The sequence below is a fragment of the Aquimarina sp. AU58 genome (assembly GCF_900312745.1).
In the GTDB taxonomy this organism is placed as follows: Bacteria; Bacteroidota; Bacteroidia; order Flavobacteriales; family Flavobacteriaceae; genus Aquimarina; species Aquimarina spinulae.
In genome coordinates this window covers 142,844-163,545 of record NZ_OMPD01000007.1, presented here as the reverse complement: position 1 = coordinate 163,545, position 20,702 = coordinate 142,844, and the positions used below count along the sequence as shown (strand labels likewise).

The 20,702-nt window shown below is 35.4% G+C and carries 5 protein-coding genes; all 5 read left to right on the top strand.

Annotated elements, in window-relative coordinates:
- Entirely contained in the window at positions 1–5,808 is a 5,808-nt protein-coding gene (locus DK441_RS03220) for a fibronectin type III domain-containing protein (protein ID WP_109097454.1), read from the top strand.
- A 333-nt stretch (positions 5,809–6,141) separates the two neighbouring features.
- Positions 6,142–6,693: a hypothetical protein gene (locus tag DK441_RS03215; protein ID WP_109097453.1), complete on the top strand. Its 552-nt coding sequence runs from the start codon at positions 6,142–6,144 to the stop codon at positions 6,691–6,693.
- A 566-nt stretch (positions 6,694–7,259) separates the two neighbouring features.
- Complete coding sequence (locus tag DK441_RS03210; protein WP_160111940.1) at positions 7,260–11,984, top strand: hypothetical protein; 4,725 nt, start codon at positions 7,260–7,262, stop codon at positions 11,982–11,984.
- Positions 11,974–14,082 (top strand): fibronectin type III domain-containing protein, encoded by a 2,109-nt coding sequence (locus DK441_RS03205; RefSeq protein ID WP_160111939.1) that lies wholly within the window; start codon positions 11,974–11,976, stop codon positions 14,080–14,082. The genes DK441_RS03210 and DK441_RS03205 overlap by 11 nt, the downstream gene beginning before the upstream one ends.
- Before the next feature lie 9 nt (positions 14,083–14,091).
- Positions 14,092–20,520, top strand: a complete 6,429-nt coding sequence (locus DK441_RS03200; protein ID WP_109097450.1) for a T9SS type A sorting domain-containing protein — start codon at positions 14,092–14,094, stop codon at positions 20,518–20,520.
- Positions 20,521–20,702 lie beyond the last annotated feature (182 nt).

Below are 20,702 nucleotides of genomic sequence, written 5' to 3'. Positions count from 1 at the left end.
ATGAAAAAACTGATACTTACCCTGTTTATTATATTGTATGGTTTTGGTCAAATGATGGCACAACGATTCCCTATTACTGTTGTTCCACAAGTTAATCCACCGGCTCCCGTAAATTTTTATAATTATGCAGATCAGGCTACAATCAATAGTCCGTTGCGAGTACAATTGCTACTTAGTGATATTACTATTTCTAATGAGCAAATTCGATTAAAAGTATATTTTGAAGGCAATGGTATTGCTTTCGAAAGCAGGGATGTTGTTATAGGCGCTTCCCCATTATTTATTGATGGTGGAGTTCCTTTGGTACTAACCAATACGGTATTAGCACCCTATTTCGAATTTCAAAATATAAAAGGTATCAATTCGAATATTTATGGTAGTACTATTCCCGAAGGTAGCTATCAATTTTGTTTTGAAGTTTTTGACTTTTCTACCGGTAATCGTTTATCATCAAAGACATGTGCAAGTGCTTTTATATACAATAATGAACCTCCGTTACTAAATCTGCCTTTTAAAGGGACCAATATAGAACCAACAGAAGTAGAGAATATTGTTTTTCAATGGACTCCAAGACATATTAATGTAAGTAATGTAGCGTATGAACTTAGTATCGTAGAGATTTGGGATGATCAGGTAGATCCACAAACTGCATTTTTATCTCAGGTTCCTGTTTTTGAAACTACTACCAAATCTACCTCATTTGTATATGGCCCCGCACAACCGCAGTTGTTACCAGAAAAGCGATATGCATGGCGTGTAAAAGCAAAAGCGTTACAAGGTATTGAAGAGGTTGGTCTCTTTAAGAATGAAGGAAATAGCGAGATTTTTTGGTTCTCTAAAACGTCACCATGTAGTATGCTAGATAATGTAACTGCAGCACCCAAAGGGATTTCAAAAATCAATGTTTTTTGGGGGGAAGATCCTTCAGAATATAGCGAATATACTATTGCATACAGAGAAGCCAACAGACCTAATGCCTACTGGTTTACCAAACGTACCAATAGTGGTTGGACAACCATATGGGATCTTAAACCTGGTACCACATATGAATATAAAGTAAAGGCAAAATGTAAATATCAGTACGGAGAATATTCTGATGTACAGGAGGTCACAACGGATACAACACAAGATGAAACTGCAAATTATGATTGCGGGATTACACCAGACCCTATTGCTATAGCTAATCAAGAAGGACATCCAGGTCTAAAGATTGGAGATAGAATTACTGCAGGGGATTTTATTGTTCGAATAGTAGAAATTGATAATCAGGCCAATGGCCGTATTACGGGAAGAGGTTATGTAGGGATACCATATTTGAGGTCAACCCACTATGGAGTGAAATTTAATAACATTCTGATCAATACCGAGAATCAATTGGCTGCAGGGGAGATTGTAACCTTATATGATCCGGTGTATGGAGAAAGTGAAACCATGACTGTAGATATCAATACAGATGTAGTAGAAATTATTACAGGTGATGAAGGAGAAACTAGCCAGGTAGAGGTTGGATTTGTTATAGAGAGTATCACAATCAATGAGCATGGAGCGGTAATTATTACAGGAACCAATGGTGAGGAAGCTCTGGTACCAGGGGGGAGAGATTTACAGATTTCTGGTAGTGATGGTAAAGTCTGGAAGGTAGAAGAAAACGGTACAGTAACAGCACTAGATGGCGTGATGGCAGAAGATGGGCCAGCTACAGATGATAATACAGAAGGAGTAGAAGACAATGAGATTATGCAGATCTCAGAAACAGGGGTCTTGGTTACATTTATAGAATCGGGATACTATAACTTTGATGCACTACCAGACAGTGCCAAAGATAAATTAGGTACAGAAGAATTCTATCCTTCTATTCCTGTAGTGGGAGGAGGAACGTATACTCCGGCCTTTAAAGCAATATCTAATATAAGCGGAAATGATTTTGTTAAAGCCGTAGCAGATTTTAGTGACGATTCGATTGCTAACGAAGATATTGTATTTAAAACAAAAAGCGGAGTAGAAATTCCAGCTAGTTGGGATCAAAATGTAGCGACATTAACACTTAAAAAATCATATGATTATGCAGTAACCAAAGTACTGGCAACTGTAAAAAAAGGAAAAGGTGAAAAAAGTACGATTGCAGGAGTTCTTAATGTAGTGCATTTGGGTAGCAAAGCATTTACCGATGTTAATATAGTATTGATTCCTGTAAATAAAGCTAAGGTAAACCGGGTCGAAGGAGAAATTAAAAAGATCTATAGTAAGGTTGGTGTTAATTTTAATATTACTGTAGGACAACGATTTCAGGTGCCAGAAAGTATTTGGGATAAAGAAGAACCGTATGGTGTGCTTAATGCAGGAGATAGTGGGTTGTTATCTCACTACAGTGCAGAGGAAGCGGCGATCAATGCCTATTTTAAAACGACTAGTGAGTATAGGCAAGATGCATACTATGTTTTTGTCACAGACTTAAAAGGAGTAAACTCTAATGGGAACAGAGAGATAGAAGGGTTTATGCCACTCAAAAGTCAGTTTGGGTATATATTTCAAGGTGCTACAGATGATGCCAGAACTATAGCTCATGAGCTGGGGCACGGGGTATTTGGGCTCGAACACCCGTTCGAGGAATATGGTACTACAGAAGCAACTACCCATTTTATGATGGACTATAAAGGAGGTACAGCCTTTAACCATATGGATTGGAAAAACATCTTTGCTCCAGGATTTAAATTGTATTGGTTTCAAGGAGATGAAGATGGGGAGAGTAGTAATAGTGTGGTAAAAACTAAAAATGAAAAAGTAAAAATTATACTTGATTATTTTAAGAAACGATATAATGGAGTTGATGAAAACTTAATCTGGAAATCTTTTATTGTTAAAAGAAATGGTAGGGAAGAATTGATTGCAGATTTGAAAGGTGTGTATAATTTTAATTTCCCCGATCATAAATTAAATTTTGAACTTACTAATCATCCTTCTTCTAATAGAATAACAATTAAAGTTGATACTGGAAAGGAAACTTTTGAAATTAAAGAACATACTTTTGGAGGAGTTTATTATGAATTAACCATAAAAACGGATCATGAGGATTTTGTTTTTGAGTTTGATCATCATGATGAGTTAGAAGCATTTTGTAATTATTTTAAAATTGACCGTAAAGAAAGTTTTAATCTACCTTATCTCTCCAACTATTCTAAACAAATAATAGACTATCTCAATACAAATTATTTTCCAGAAGATGGTATTTCTAAAAATACTGATTGTGATAATATCGATACATATTTTGCAGAAATGCCGGCAGGCTACTTGTCTTACATACACGATACTACATTTCTTAGTAAAGATAAGTTATGGGTAGCATTAGAAGTATTATTAAATTGTTCCGTTGATGACAAAGGAGTTTCTGAAGAGGATGCTATAATCAATATTATAGAAGCTCTTGGTAAAGGAAGTGAAACTCTTCTCCTTAAAAGCTTAAGTACTCAAAAGTTTAATGGAGAGAATGTGTTTAGAAAACTGTATGATAAGCTTGATAACTGGGGAGGTAAGGATAATTTTACTAGATTGATTAATGCTTTTTATAATATATGGAAAGAAACAGAATTTACTTCACAACCTGTACATAATATTGCATATGAAAGTAGAAAAATTGGAGTATTTTTTACAAGCCCTTATATTCTTGATTTTAAAGAAGGATCTAGTACTTCTATTACATTAAGTAAAAAAGTACATAAACTTGGAGAAGGAGTTGTTAGAAAGGATTTAGGAACGTATGATATCTATACTCCTATACGATTAACACGGTATGAAAAAATTGCAAAACCAGGTTTTAATATTCAATCGGTAGATGTACCAATATTTATTCTTAAAGCTATCGATGAGAACTATAGCACAAATAATATTGATCAAGGAATCAATCTTGCTTTTGAAGCTGCATTAACAGCTTCTGGTATTGGTAATGTTACTAAGCTAAGACATCTTAAAGACCTTGGTAAGCTTAAAAACCTTCTTGATGGATTAAAAGGAGTAGAAACCATATTAAGTACAACCAATCTAATACTTAAATATTCTGATGCTTGTGCTAAACCTAATCCAACTACGATCACTCAACCTGGTGAGAAAAAAGGAATGACATATTGCCAGATATTGGGGGCTCTTGGTGATGTATTAGGGTTAGGAACTGGATTAGGTGATTTGGCAACGAGAAGTACCCAAATAGCTGAGTTATCCCGTAAACTAGAAAAGAAAATAGTAGAAAACCCTAGGCTAATTGAAGATGGAGCAGATAAAGCAAGAATTCTTAAAGGGCTAAAGCAAATCGTTAGTGAGCTTGGTGATACTGTAAATTTAAGTGACCTTAAGAAGATTTATACTAATGGTACACTAAGAACGATACTTTATGATTTTGAGAATGTAAAACTGGGATTATCTACGATTGACGTTTTGCTAAAGCATTCAGAAAAATGTGATGCAGATGAAACATGTAAAGCGATAAAATTATATTTAGGTTTTATTCAACAAGGAATAAAAGCAAAAGACCTGGGATCAAAACTGAAGCAGCAAACAAGTGTCTTGTTAGGTAAAATAAAAAATGATCCAAAATTTCTTCAGGATAAGCCAGCAGAAAAGAAAAGATTAGTTGAAGGACTTGAGGTTGCAGAAGGTACTAGAATTTCTAAGCTTAAAACTGTTTTATCTGATTTACCAGAGAATAAACATCAAAATATTAAACAACTGTATGACAATGCATCACCTGATAAAAAGGCAAGCCTTGAGAAATCATGGGAAATATTAGAGCCTTTTAGAAATATTCGTTTTGCAAACGATGGCAAAAATCTAGAGATTCTTGCTAAAACCCATGATCGTTTTACTTATGATGATCAGGATTCATTTCTAGGGTTAAAAAAATTGATGGTAGAAGGATCTACTGCTAATAAACAAAAATTAATAGATGGGCTCGAAGAAGCAAATAAGATATTTGATTCTAAATTAGAGTTACCAATTAAGTTTTCTGGTATTAAGAAGGGAGAAGTAAAAATAGTAGATAGTGAAAATACAGAAATAGCACGTATAGATACCGAAGGAAACCTAATCAAGAAAAAATTCCTGGATGAGGCAGATGGAGCAGAAATTGTCGGCAAGTATAACGAAGATGTCATCTTAAGAAAAGGAAAAGAAGTTGGGTTTAAGAAGATTAATAAAGGACCTGTTACAACTGTGTTTTTTAAAAATGTAGATGAATTTGCTGCAACCTTTGATAAAACAGGAACAGTTAATCAAACTGTAAGAAAACAAGCATTTGATTTATATAAAAAAGGCAAATGGGGAGAGTTAGAGGATTTATTTAATAAACATAGTTTAAATGATGGTTGGCCACCTGCAAAAGGAGGGTATAATATTGTTGATAATGTTCCAATAAAAAAAGGACAAAAATTTGATAGATATGGAGGAGCATTTGGTAATACACCTAATGGAAACCCGAATTTAGGAGGAAGCTTTACCAGTCCAGTGAACAATAATAAACCATACAATTTTGGACAAAGAGCTTTAGATAAAACAAGAGACAAGTTTGATTTTTATTACGAAATAGAGGTTTTGAAGGATTTATCTTTTACTTCTCAAAATGCAGATGTAATACCTTGGTTTAGTTATATTGGAGGAGGAAAGCAAGCATTGTGGGATATTCCAAAAAATCCAAATTCTGCCGATGGTCATTCTTACACTCTATCTGAATTAGCAGAAATGGGACTAATCAAAATTACGATTAAGGACTCACCAAATGGCAAATATTCTGAACTAATTAATACAGTTATTGAAAAAAAATAAGTTCACTGTGGTTATGTGAGTATATTTTTACGCCAAAGTAGTGTGAAAAATATTTTAAGACCTTCGAGGTTTTCAAAATCTCGAAGGTCTTCATTAAAGACAGAATATATTAATAAAAAACATTTTATTTTTAAAACTCAGGATACTATTATTTTGAATAGAGATAATTTTAATTATATTTTTGATTTTTAGCTACTTTAGAGTTTTTCTATGTTATCTAAAGCCTCATTTTTTGGAAATATGGTAACTGAAATTAGAATTGAAGATTAACAAGATAGTAAAAAGAAATAATCTGATTAATGAATATAGTTGTTGACAAAAAATAGGTTTACTATGAGTATTAAAGAAGGATATATAGATTTTTTTGGAAAAAAGCTCATTGAGACGACTTTACAAATTGATAAAAAAGCAGGTCAGAAATTAGCTTTACCTTTTCAATTCAATTTTAATAGTGGGTGGAAATTTACACATTCTTGTTGTAATTGTAAATCTGATGTATATATATCAGAAAACTTTGAAACGAAAAATAAAAATTTTAAAATAATACCAAATATAGATTCTTCAAACTATGACATCTCATTTGTAAAACGGATCGCCTTATTATTTAAATCTCTAGATGCTATTAATGTTGATGGTATATTTTATCTAAATAGAAATGATTTTGATTATACTTTTGATTTTCAGAGACAATCTTCAGTACATTTAACTTGTTATTATTGTTTTGATTGTCGAACTGAGTATTTGGGAGTGATTAGAATAGGATATCCATTGATGCCTGAAAAAAATATACCTCTTGGTAAATTAGGGCAGGTACATGTTATAGAGGTTGTTTCTCTTGAAGCCAAAGATGGTTTATCAAGTGTATTAGATAAACCTGCTGGTTAGCTTACGACATACTACAAGTAACCTATTTTACATTCTTATCTGAAAAACTAATGTTCTGCAAAGTTTCTTAACTTCACAAAACCAACCTCAACAACAAAAAAGCTCTACATAAGAGCTTTTTTTGCTTTAATACAGCATGAAGTGATTTAAACTTTTTTCAATTCGCTATAAAAATGCTCTTTTTTACTCAATTTTTGTCTTTTTCTTATTTCGTAGCGCTGCTATGAAGAGCAAAAAACACTTTAATTGATCAAAAAACATCTATTTTTCGCCAGAATCAAAAAAGTTTAAACCACTTCAATATGCCACTCCTAAGTTCTGCCATTTTTTTAAGGTGAAAATGTTTTTTGTGCTGATAGTTAGGTGTTTAATTGTAGTTTTTTGTAAAAAAAGTAAGGTAAAAACGTAAAACCCCTGAAAACCGTGATATTTCCTATAAGGCTTATTAATAAACTTGCATAATGTTAATCAACTTATAAAAATAACTGTGTTTTTTAACAACGGGTTAGCAATAGAAAAACCTGTAAAACATACATTTTTTAAAAGACAATTTTGCCCCAGAGCCTATGAATAAAGTACTACGATTCGCATTAGTATTATGTCTTTGTTTATCTACAACAAGTTTGTTGGCAAATGACATGTTATATGCTACAGAGAAAAAAACAGAAGATACTAAAAAGGAAAAAGCAGAACCGGTTAAGGATAGTTTACATAACAATACCACGGTTACCCATACCAAAATAGCACCGGCACAACCAGTTAAAACCTTTAGAGAATTTAAATCTCTCGAGAAATTTGATACTCCCGTAGTAAAGGAAAAAATATCTGATTTTGGGATTGCAGAAGGCTACCAATTTAATGGGCCTAATGCCGAACAAGACAAGAATTGGCTTGAGATAGCTAATGGTGTATTTGAAACCATTGACAATACAAAGAATTACATTGAAGAACTTACTAATGATGAGTTAAAAGAACTACCTGTTGCGATAGAACCGGTTACTATTAGTAATGTAACCTATACCGTTGGGATCGCCAAAGCTGTTTTTAAACCAGAATTTACAGAACTTACCGTTTTTCTTAGGGTAGAATTACCAGAAACCACAACTACTTCAACAACCACAGCAGAAGGAACAACCACGACAACAAAAAATAAAAAAGATGTATTGATTTTAGGAGCATCTAATATCAGACTATCACACGATGGTGGGATATATAGTGATATAGCTAATGGGGAAGATGATGAGGTCAAACTACATCTGATTTCACAATATACCATGAACTTTAATAGTGGTGCTATTTTGTTTACGTTAAAAGGAAGTTTTGAAAACCCTGGCACCTATGCAGTAATCGACTGTTCTGGTTTTAAGGAATTGGGGATAGATGCTAATATCAAATTCACCGATGGATTATTGTTTCCGGTAGATAAAGATGGTAAAAAGAAAACCGGCTATGTTGATAGTGATTTTAAAATAGTAGCAAAAGATTGGAATGATATGATAGTCAACATATCATTACCCGAATTTGGGATCACAGGAGCAGCAGAAGGTACTACTTTTAAACTAAAAAATGCAGTACTGGATTTTAGTGATCTACATAATGACGAGTCGATGCCATCGGGATATCTAAATACATATTATGGCGAGAACCCCAATTTGTGGAGAGGAGTATACGTACAAGATTTAGAAGTTGTTTTACCCAAAGCATTCGAGAAACAAAATAATGATGAAAGAGTTGCTTTTGGAGCGCATAACCTGATTATCGATGGCCAGGGAGTAACCGGTAAATTTACAGGAGATAATATTCTTACACTTGATGAAGGATCAGCTTCGGGATGGGCATTTTCGTTAGATCACTTTTTACTGGATATTGAAGTAAATAAGCTAAAAGGAGGAGAATTTGAGGGACAGATCATATTACCTGTATCCGAAGTTGATAAGGTAAATTATACCGCAATAATCCAACCTGATGAATATACCCTTAGTGTATCTAATACCGAAGATATCAATTTTGATGTATGGAATGCAGAAGTAACCTTAACACCAGAATCTTATATAGAACTAAAGGTTAAAGATGACAAGTTTAGGCCCAAAGCAAGCTTAAACGGATCTATAAATATTGCATCCGGGTTAAAAAAAGAAGAAAGTACATCGACAGATACTAAAAAAGATAAGACTGTCGATTTTAAGGGAATTGTATTTAAGGAAATGGTCATACAAACCGAATCTCCAAAATTTTCGGTTGGTTATTTTGGGTATAGAGGAGAAATGAAAATTGCTAATTTCCCTTTAACAGTTAATGAAATAGGATTAGAAACCCCTTCTGATAATAAAGCAGCACTTGTTTTTAATTTTAATATCAATCTTACCTCAGAAAGAGACGGGGCTAATGGTGGAGGAGCCAAACTAAAAATTAATGCGCTCTTAGATCAAAGTGAAGGTAGAGATCGTTGGAAATATGATGGCATAGATTTAAATAGTGTCAATGTGAAAATGTCTGTGGCGGGGATAGAGCTAAAAGGAGCCATTTTTATTTTTGAAGACGACCCAACTTATGGTACCGGTTTTGCTGGTGCAGTAGGGGCCAAGTTCACTACAGGAATGGAGTTAGAGGTCGAAGCCAAAGCATTATTTGGTAGAACCGATAGTTTTAGATATTGGTATACAGATGCCAGTGTGACTTTACCGCAGGGGATTCCTATTTTTCCCGGGTTTGAGATTAATGCGTTTGGAGGAGGTTTCTATAACCGCATGCATATGGCAGGGACTACAAAGCAGAAAGATGCACAATACACTCAGATAGGAGCATCAAAATCGGGAGTTATCTACGAACCCCACAAAGAAAGTGGTTTAGGGATGAAAGCATCGGTAGGGATTATCACAGCAGGATCTCCAGACCTGTTTAATGCAACGGTAGAGTTTGGTATGACATTCCTTAAATCAGGAGGTTTAGGCGAAATCTATATGAAAGGCAAAGGTAGGCTTATCGCATCAATACCTGGTGACTTTTATGAAACAATCAATAAGCAATTAAGTGATATAGCAAATGGTTTGGAGGTAGAGGTACCATTTGTACCTGATGGGGCAATTACTGCAGATGTATATACCAAATTCGATTTTAATAATAAAATTTTTCATTCTACATCAGAGGTATATGTGAACCTTTTCGGAATCCTGGAGGGTGTTGGAAACAATGGACGAGCAGGATGGATGGATTTTTACGTAGATCCAAACGAGTGGCATATTTTGATAGGAACTCCTGATGATCCTATTGGTGTAGCATTAAATCTGGGATTTGTTAAAATGAACACAAAAAGCTACTTCATGTCGGGAGATAATATCCCGGGGCCACCATCGCCACCTGATATAGTTACAAGGCTCTTGGGAGTAGATGCGACAGAAATTGATAATCGCGATCTTGGATTACTTAGTGGTGGTAAAGGTCTGGCATTTGGATCCAGTATAAGCCATAGCTCAAAGCATAAATCTTTAATATTCTATGCGCAATTTGATTCAGGGATAGGGTTTGATGTTATGATGAAAGATTATGGAGAAGCACGTTGTAAAGGCTCTTCGGGACAAATAGGGATGAACGGTTGGTTTATCAATGGGCAATCCTATGCTTATCTGCAAGGAAAAGTAGGGTTAAAAATCAAAGTATTTGGATTTAAAAAGAAAGTATCCATTTTTCAGGGAGGAGGAGCTATATTAATGCAGTCCCGATTCCCAAATCCGGCATGGTTTAAAGGATATCTGGCAGGCCGTTACAATATATTAGGAGGCATGGTCAAAGGAAGCTTTAGATTTAAAGTAGAGTTTGGAGAGAAATGCGAAATAGAAGGCGATAGTGTACTGGATGGTATGGTGGTTATAAGCGATATGACCCCAAAAGAAAGTTCGGTAGATGTAGATGTTTTTGCTGCACCACAAGTCGTATTTAATATGCCGATCAATAAAGTGTTTGAAATTCCTGATGATGAAGGGGATCAGAAATATCGTATCCTTATGGATAAATTTGAGGTGAGTGATAATGGAAAACCACTACAAGGGGAAATAGAATGGAACAATAGTAATGATGTGGCAATGTTCTATTCTCATGAAATATTGCCGCAAAATGCCCAACTTAAAGCATTTGTACAGTTACATTTTGAAGAATATAAAAATGGACAATGGCAGATCATCAAAGAAAATGGTAATGTATCTACAGAGGCCAAAGAAGTGAATTTTACTACAGGAGAAGCCCCTAAAACGATTTCATTACAAAATATCAAATATATGTATCCGGTGATAGAGCAAAAGAACTTCTTTACCGAAGAATATAATGTTGGATATGTTAATCTAAAACGAGGACAGAAGCATCTGTTTGATCCGGTACCTAACTGGAATAAAACCATGATAATGAGTACAGATTCTGGAGAAGAACTGGTGGTGAACTTCACATATAATGAAAATAAAAAACAACTCACCTATGCTATTCCGGAAGGAATAAGTACTCAGACAGCGTATCATGTAGCGATTAAATTGATTCCTCCAAAAGAGGATAACCCGGGTAATATAACCGAATCCTATACTAAAACAGAATTAGGAGATAAAGGTTCTGGAAATGATGTTGAAATAAGAACCCGAAAAGCCGAAGGAGTGGTCACCCAGGGAGAAGAACGAGAATTGCTGACCTATGATTTTAAAACAAGTGAGTATACCACTTTTAAGAAAAAGATGAAAGCAATGAATATAAGTGATCACCTATATACCTTGGATGTAAAACCTTATGGGATAGTGCTCACATCAAAAATAAATCGTCAAGAACCTTTTGACCTGGTAGAATTAACAGGAAACCAATATTCTGGAGGGGTTCCTCTGGTAAAAGCTGTAGCAAGGCTTAATGATTCATATTATAGAAAAAAGGTTAAACCTTTACTTTATGAAAATTACCCGTTAGGAGGTCTTACAGTAAAAAGAGATATAAGCAAGGTAGGCGTTCCTCCAATAGAAGGTGTAGAAGCTAAATCATCATACTTAGCATATTTAGAAAATGATCTTGAGGATGAGATTACCGGGTTTAACCCGTATCGATATGATTTAAGTCTGTACTATTACAGAGACTATGTAGATTTAAGCTATCAATTGATCAATTCGGATCTCCCATGGGAAACAGATAAACAATATTTAAACTTAGTTACAGGCAAATTTCCAGTAATGGAAATCGACAAAACTTATCAGGCGGAGTTGAAATATATATTGCCGGGGCAGATAAGTAGGAGTAATCATGTACTATCATATGAGTATGGAAACTAATAAGGCCAAAAATATGCGTAACGTAGTATTGGGGATAGTATTGTTGTTATCGTTCCCGATATGGAGTCAAAAACCTATTGGTGAAGATCCTCCATCAGTACAAGTGATGAGTAGGGTGACCAAAGAAGCCATTATGTTGCGATGGGCAGTTACCACCCCTACGGCTTGGAAACATGCTAACAAATACGGATTTACTATAGAACGTAAAACCATTGTGAGAGCAGGAGAGATTCTTAGAGAACAAGAAATAAAAAAAATAACACCAACTCCTATACTACCAAAACCAATAGAGGCATGGGAAGAGTTTGCCAGCCAGAATGATTATGCAGCTATTGCTGCGCAGGCCATCTATGGCGATGACTTTGATGTAGAACTAAGTGAAGGAGGTACAGATATGATGAGTATTGTGAACCTGTCTCAAGCTCTGGAGCAACGCTTCTCTTTTGCACTGTATGCAGCAGATCAAAATTTTGAGGTGGCAAAGTATTCTGGATTGGCCTATGTAGATACAGATGTAAAACCTAATGAGAAATACCTATACACCATAAGAACTGCAATTCCTGAAGAAAAAATAGCTGTAGCACATGGTGGAGTATATCGTGGATTGGTAGACTATATCGAGTTGCCCACACCAAGAGATCTTGTTGGGATATTTAAAGATAAAAGTGTACTACTAAGCTGGAATTCTACCTCACTGGCAGATTATTATAATAATTATATCATAGAACGATCAGACGATAATGGTAATACGTTTACGTCTTTGAGCGATGTACCCATAATTAACATGGGAGAAAAAGAAAAGAAGACTACAGATCGTATGTTTTATATCGATAGTTTACCACAAAATAATAAAGAATATCAGTACAGGATAAAAGGGATATCGCCTTTTGGAGAAACAAGTCCATCATCAAAAGTTGTTTCCGGATCAGGAAAGAAAGCTTTGACATATAATCCGGCAATACAAGAAGCAAAGTTGCAATCTGATAATAGCACGGCAATAATCACATGGGAGTTCCCCGAAGAAGGATTAGAAACCCTTAGTCATTTCGAGTTAAACAGATCAGATGCCATCAAAGATAACTACCAGGTAGTGGTTCCTGATATTGCTAAGACCACAAGAAGTATTGAGTTCAAAAATTTAAGTGTAATTAATTACTTTACAATAACAGCAGTTGGAGTAGACGGTACAAAAAGAGCTTCGTTTCCGCAGATGGTACAACCCGTGGATGATACGCCGCCAGTAACTCCTTTTGGACTTACGGGAGTTATTGACTCTACAGGAATAGTACAATTACAGTGGAATGCCAATACTGAACCCGATTTTTTGGGATATCGTGTGTTTAGAGCAAATCTTGAGAACGAAGAGTTTACACAGATTACTTTTCGTACCATACCCCAAAATACTATGGTAGATACGGTAAACATAAAAACCCTGAACAATAAAATCTATTATAAAGTTCAGGCTTTTGATACGCGGTATAATCCCTCAGGGTTTTCTGAAGTAGTGGCGCTTAAAAAACCCGATATCATACCACCTACAAAGCCGGTTTTTAAATCATTTAGTGCAGATAATGGAGTAGTAGAATTACATTGGATAACCAGTAGCAGTGTTGATGCTTCAAAAACCCTGGTGTACCGTAAAGAAAAAGGCAAAGAATCCCCCTGGCAGTTGGTATCAGAAACCGATATCCCCCAGAATCGGTATCAAGATGCTACTGCAATACCTGCGTTAACCTATCTATATACCCTGGTAACTGTGGATGAATCTGGATTAGAATCAGAACCGGTAACTCCTTTAACGATTAGCTTACCGGATAACAAATCCAAACCAGAAATAGATAGGTTTACCGCAGTTGTAAACCGTGAAGAAAGACAAATAGGGATAAACTGGAGATATACTGCAAAAGGAGTTAAAGAATTTTTATTATATAAGGCAGAAGAAGGGAAACAACCCACACGATATAAGATATTTTCGAATACAGAAACCAAATTTACGGACCATCAACTCACCGTAAATACAAGATACACCTATCTATTACAGGCAGTATTCGATTCGAGGGCTAAATCCCCAATTAAAAAAATTGAAGTAGAATATTAAAGAAAAGATATGAAAAGGATTATATTCATCATACTATTAGTTTTAAATTTCTTTGAAATATCAGCTCAGAATACAGCAGATAATATATATACAATTACTGTATTTGGTGAAATAGGATTAGGGAAAGAAGCTTGTGGGAAGACTCATGGTTTACAAGCTATCAAACTCTTCTTTGAATCGGGAGATGAGCATTATATTTTTGGTAACGCTCCCTATCCTGGAAAGGAATGGAAGTGGTCGAATAAAATGTTTTCTTCAACTTTATATGAGTTTAAAGGAAATAATAAAGTAACTCATGTAGAATTTTATAGCCATGTTAGGAGTAACAACCTTGGTGGATGTGGTAGTATCGATAATCATGATAGGCAGAAAATTCCTATAGCCAATATAACGGGGTATTCAAGAAAGGATTATACATATAAAGAAGTTTTTCCTAGCCATACAAAAGGTAGAAAAGGTTATGCTTCTATAATTATTACACCAAAACCTAATATAAGGTTTTCTGATCCTGATGCTGATATCACTTCCAACTATACAATTTGTAAGAGTGCTGCTGTAGATATTACAGCTTCTTCAGGGTTTACACCTAAAAATGTAATATATACTTGGGACTTTTTTGATGAAGTTGGCACCAAAGAAGTGAGACCTCCAGAATTAGAAGAGTTGATTGAAAAGAGAAATACAGCATTAAATAAATTGAACACTTGTAAAGAACTGAACCCAAATGATTGGGAAAGAAGATGTTTTAGACAAAAACAAGAATATGATGAGGCTAATGCTGCATATAATAAATACATAAATGACCCCACCAAACCAGAGTGGATAACAGTACCCTATGGTTGGAGGCCAATAACAGATACTAGCATTAATGGAAAGGCTAATATTTCATTAGCATTAAAGAATTTATATCCTAATAAAGGTGATCAAGATACAGCGATAAATAAGCAAATAAAGGTAAGAGTTAATCCTAGTTGTAATATTCATGATAATGATGCCTCTAATATACTCTTCATTGTCTATATGCCAGATTTACCAAAGATGACTATGGTTACTCCAAAAAATCCTAGTTGTGCTACTACCAATGATGGACAGTTTACCATTACATTCAATAGACCATTAAATAGTAATGAGAGAATCAACCTTTCTTTAGAAAAGAAAAATTCTTTAGGAGAATATGAACCTGATGATAAAGCTGGGGTTAATAAAACCAATATGCCGGGAACAACATTTGTTTGGGAAAATATAGAAAAAGGAGACTACAGGGTTACCTTTACCGGAGGGAAGATAGGTCCAGAAGATGTGGCCTATTGTCATGATGACAATTCTGAGGAGTTTACAATAACCAGCCCACCTGCAATTAATTTTACAGCATCCCCAACTCATCAAAAATGTTATGGTATTAATAATGGTAGTATAAAAATCAATATAACCTCTGGTGGGTCAGGAAAGTATACATATTCATTAAATGGGGGAGCATGGGAAGACTTTGCCAAACCCACTAATACTGTTATCAATGGTCTATCCCCTGTAAATCATACAGTACGAATAAGAAGAAATGGTAAATGTGAGGTATCTAAATCGATAAAAATAAACCCTGCAATACAAATCCAGCATGAAGAAGGTGATATTACCCCTCCTGGAAAACCTGGAGACACAGATGCAAGTATTCGTGTAAAAAAAGTATGGGGAGGTACGCCCAAAACAGATGGTAGTGGTGCGTATTATGATGCTACTATTTTTATTAATGGGTCATCTACCAATACAAAGACACAAAGAGCTGGTGCCAAAGGTTTTGATATAATGAGTTTACCAAAAGGGACGCATGAGATCGAATATACAGATGCCAATAATTGTAAACAACGATATACGTTTACAAAAATAGAAGATCCTTTACCGATACAATTCAAAATAAAAAAACAAGATCCGAGTTGTTCTGGTGCAGCCGATGGAATACTAGAAGTGATTGATTTGATAGGAGGGTATCCATCTCGAACCATCACATGGAAGAAAAATGGTAATGCTTATGGAGTAGGTGCTTCTATTACAGGAAATCAGGGTAATTATGATGTGGTGATTACCGATAACCGATCTGGTAGGGCAGAGCAAACAGGAATTAAATTTGATAATGTTCCTTTACCAATTACTATTACCAATATTAATATTCAACCTATATTATGTAATGGAGATAAAGCCAAAGTAACCATTACAGCTACAGGTGGAGGTTCTGGATCCTATCAATATGCAGTATGGACAGGAGCAACAACTTCAGTGTGGCAAGACAGTAATGTGTTTGCATTAGATGCCAATACAATGCCGGGATATCGTTTTAGAGTAAGGGATCGAAATGCAACTGATTGTGATTCAGATATATCAGGTAGGCAGCTTATAGATCAGCCCGCTAAGATCGATATCGAGACTGTTAAAGTGGTTCATAATAAAGTTTTTAATGATAACAAGGGAGCAATAGAGATTAATGTAACAGGAGGGAAGCCAAATTACACTATAACATGGGAGAAAGACGGAACTCCTGTTTCTAATACAGGTACCTCTATTTCAGATCTGAAAGCAGGTGATTATGTGGCTATTGCAAAAGATGATAATGGTTGTGAGGTAAAATCAGTAGTTATACCAGTTGAAGAACCGGGAGAACTTATCGTTACCATAGAAGAAACAGTTCCTATACCATGTTATAATGGCGTAGGAACATTGAAAGCAGATGTTAAGGGAGGATCTTTAAGTTATACCTATCAATGGTATAAGGATGGTAAACCAATAGCAGGAGAAGAGTCTAATACGCTTTCAAGTATAGAAGCAGGTAGTTATAGTGTTCATGTAGAGGATGGATATACCAATGTAGATACTTCTACCGATTTTGAAGAGCCAAAAGAGTTAATTTTGACTATAGATAAAACAGAAAATGTTTCATGTTTTTCGGGTAAGGATGGAAAAATCTTTACCAAACCTCAAGGGGGTACTCGTCCTTATTATTTTTCTATAGATGATAAAAAGACGTATATCTCAGAGGATGATTTGACCAATCTAACCATAGAAGGATTAGAAGCAATATCATATACTATTTGGTTAAAAGATGCTAATGGTTGTGAAATAGCAACCCCTCAAACCGCTAAACTGAACTCACCCGATGAGATTATCATTACAAAAAAGACTATAGTGCATGCAACTACAGTAGACGGTACTAATGGTAGTATTACCTTGGAAGATGTTATAGGAGGAGTAGGAACATATACGTATAGCTGGAGTAAACTAGGAGATGCAAGCTTTATCAAAACAACGAGGGATATAGATAATTTATCATATGGGATGTATACGATTTCTGTACAAGACACGAATAGTTGTGTGGTCGAAAAAACCTTTGAAGTAAAACAACCTCTTCCTATGTTTGTAGAGATAAAGATAAAAAATCCTATCCTATGCCATGATGATGCTTTGGGAGAACTTGTGGCTACCGTAGAGGGGGGATATCCTATAGAATCAACCCCGGCAGATTTTGAATATCGATGGTATAAAATAGAAAGTAGTGGAGATGTTTCTATCAATACAGATCTTACACTTGATAGGTTAGAGAGATTAAAAGCAGGAAAATATAAAGTAGTAACCAATGATTCTCAGGGAGCTACTGCCGAGGCTACTATCGATCTTACTCAGCCAGAAGATCTTGTCGTTAAACTTAGCAGTGCTTCTACAAAGATTCTTTGCCATGGAGATACAACGGGAGCTATTGATATCACAGTAGAAGGAGGTCCAAAAGATCCGGGAACAGGAGCTTATCTGCCCTATACTTATAGATGGACAAAAGTTGAGGATCCGGATTTTGAAGCTACTACCGAAGACCTGCAAAACATGCCAGCCGGTACTTATGAAGTAGTTGTTATAGACGACAATTTATGTACAACATCCCTTAGTGAAGCTATTACTATCGAACAGCCGGATGCTGCATTAGAAATTTATGATGTTGTGGCTGTTAATTTAACAGGTTTTAAAGCAGGAGATGGAAGCATATCCTTAGAGGTAAAAGGAGGAACAACTCCGTATAGTTATGCATGGAAAAACCTGGATGACCCTTTATACACAGCTTCGAGCCAGGATATTAATGGGCTTCAGATTGGAAGATACGAATTAGTGGTTACCGATGCTAATGCCTGTAGTGTATCAATAACCCGGGAAATCACAGAACCTAACCAATTGATAGTTGCTATTATACCATTATCAGAAGGTGAAGGAGTTCAATGTTATGGAGAAGATACAGTAGTACCCTTATCTACAACTACGCAAGGAGGTATAGGAGACTATACATATCAATGGTATGAGCAAAAAGATCCGACAGATATTCTTTTTACAACACCACAAACCACAGTCGTTGGTGCCGGAACCTATACAGTTATCGTAACCGATGCCAATGGAAATACACATGAGGATACTTATACAGTAGAAGAACCCGAAGCTCTAGATATTGATCAAAATGTAACTCATTTGTTGTGTAGAGGAGATGCTAATGGAAGCATAGATATAACTGTTAAAGGTGGGGTACAACCATATTCATATAGATGGAGCACAGGAGAGAATAGCGAAGATTTATCTTCATTACAGGCAGGTAATTATAAAATAACGGTTACCGATGCCAATAACTGTATAATAACAAAAACAATTGAAATTAATCAACCTCCGGGATTATTTGTTAATGGAGATATTATTAGAGTGAATCCTTCATCAAGTGGAGCAAGAGATGGAAGTATAACAGTACATATAGCAGGAGGAACCCCTTCTTATCGCTACGAATGGAGAGATTCTGGTAATGTATTGCAAAGCTCTACAACAAATGTACTTAGTAACATCGGGTCGGAAAAGTACTCTTTAACGGTTATCGATGCTAATGGATGTAGTTTGCATATCCCAGATGTTGATGTATACGATCCCCCGATCTTAAAAGTAGAAGTAAAACAGGTAAATGTGATTTTATGTTATGGAGATGCTACAGGTAGTTTAAATGCCAGAGCAGAAGGAGGTACACCATTTAGCGGAGCAAAACAATATACCTATCAATGGTTTGATGCTGATGAAAATAGTGTTGTTGGTTCAGATAGTTTTTTACTAGAGGGCATTACAGAAGGAAACTACTATGTTATTGTTACCGATGCCATGGGGGTCAAAGTAACTAGTGCAGATTTTTCACTAACAGAACCCAAAGAATTAGGATTAGAGCTAGATGTAGATTTTAAAAATTGTGGAGATGGAGAGGATTGGGTAATTATAGCTCAGGTAGATGGAGGAACGGGACCATATAACTATTTGTGGAATACAGGAAATACTGGCGATAGAATAGAAAATGTTGTAGGAGGTACATATAGTGTCGAGGTTACAGATAAACGAGGATGTTACGTTACAAACCAGACTATTACGATTGCCCCAGAAGCATTAGAAGTGAATCATTCGCAAACGATTCCTACATGTTATGAAGGGTGCGATGGTACTATTATTTTAGAAACATTAGGAGGAACCGCTCCATATAATTACCAGTGGAGCAATGGCCAGACAGGAAAGAATCTAACCAATATCTGTGCTGGTACATATTCTGTTCGTATTACAGATGCTAAAGGATGTCAGATCACAAGAGAATATATTCTGGATAACCCCGCAGCACTACTAGTTGATGTAGGAGAAGATGTTACATTATGTAAAGACCAGAGTATTGTATTAGATGCAACGATAACAGATCCCGATGCAACGTATTTATGGACTTCAGAAAATGGGTATAGCAGTACAGATGCTGTTATTGAAGTAAGTGAGTCAAGTATTTACCAGGTAGTTGTTACCGATTCTAAAGGATGTGTAGGATCTGATAGTATTTTTATAGATAGTTCTACAGAAGATATCACGGCTAACTTTTTTGCCTCTACTCAGGTGTTTGTTGGAGAGAAATTTGTTATTGTAGATAATAGTGATCCAATACCAGATAATGTAGATTGGATATTCCCAGAAGAAGCCGTTGTAACTTATGAAGATGATAATTATGCAGAGGCGATTTTTGAGACTCCGGGGGAATATGAAATTACACTGCAAACTTACCGAGGGTTGTGTACTGCCATGACTACAAAAACAGTTATTGTTGTAGAAAAAGAAATTGAAAACGAGGGTGAAGGAGAAGAAAATCCAGATATCCAGAGTTTTATTGATTACCTGGTGTATCCAAACCCCACTACAGACGGAAGGTTTAAAGTAGAAGTAGATTTACAAAAATCACAACCTATCAGCGTTAAGATTTTTAATATGATTAATAATACCCTTATCGATTCGAAATCGGGAGAAGGCAATGATACCTATACATTCGACTATGATATGTCGATATTACCATCAGGAATATATTTTGTCCTATTAGAAACTTCATCTGCGAGCCAGGTGAGAAAATTGGTCATAGAATAACAAAAAAACATAATTAGGTTTGAATAGAGCTGTTTGTTTCATCGAAATAAGCGGCTTTGTTTTTTATGGTATAAATTACCGGGTATATATTATACCATTTGCACTTTGAATCTACTGGAATAAAATGTTCTTTTTTCATCTCAGTTTCAGAATAAAAATAAACCGTAGCTCTGCTATGCTTG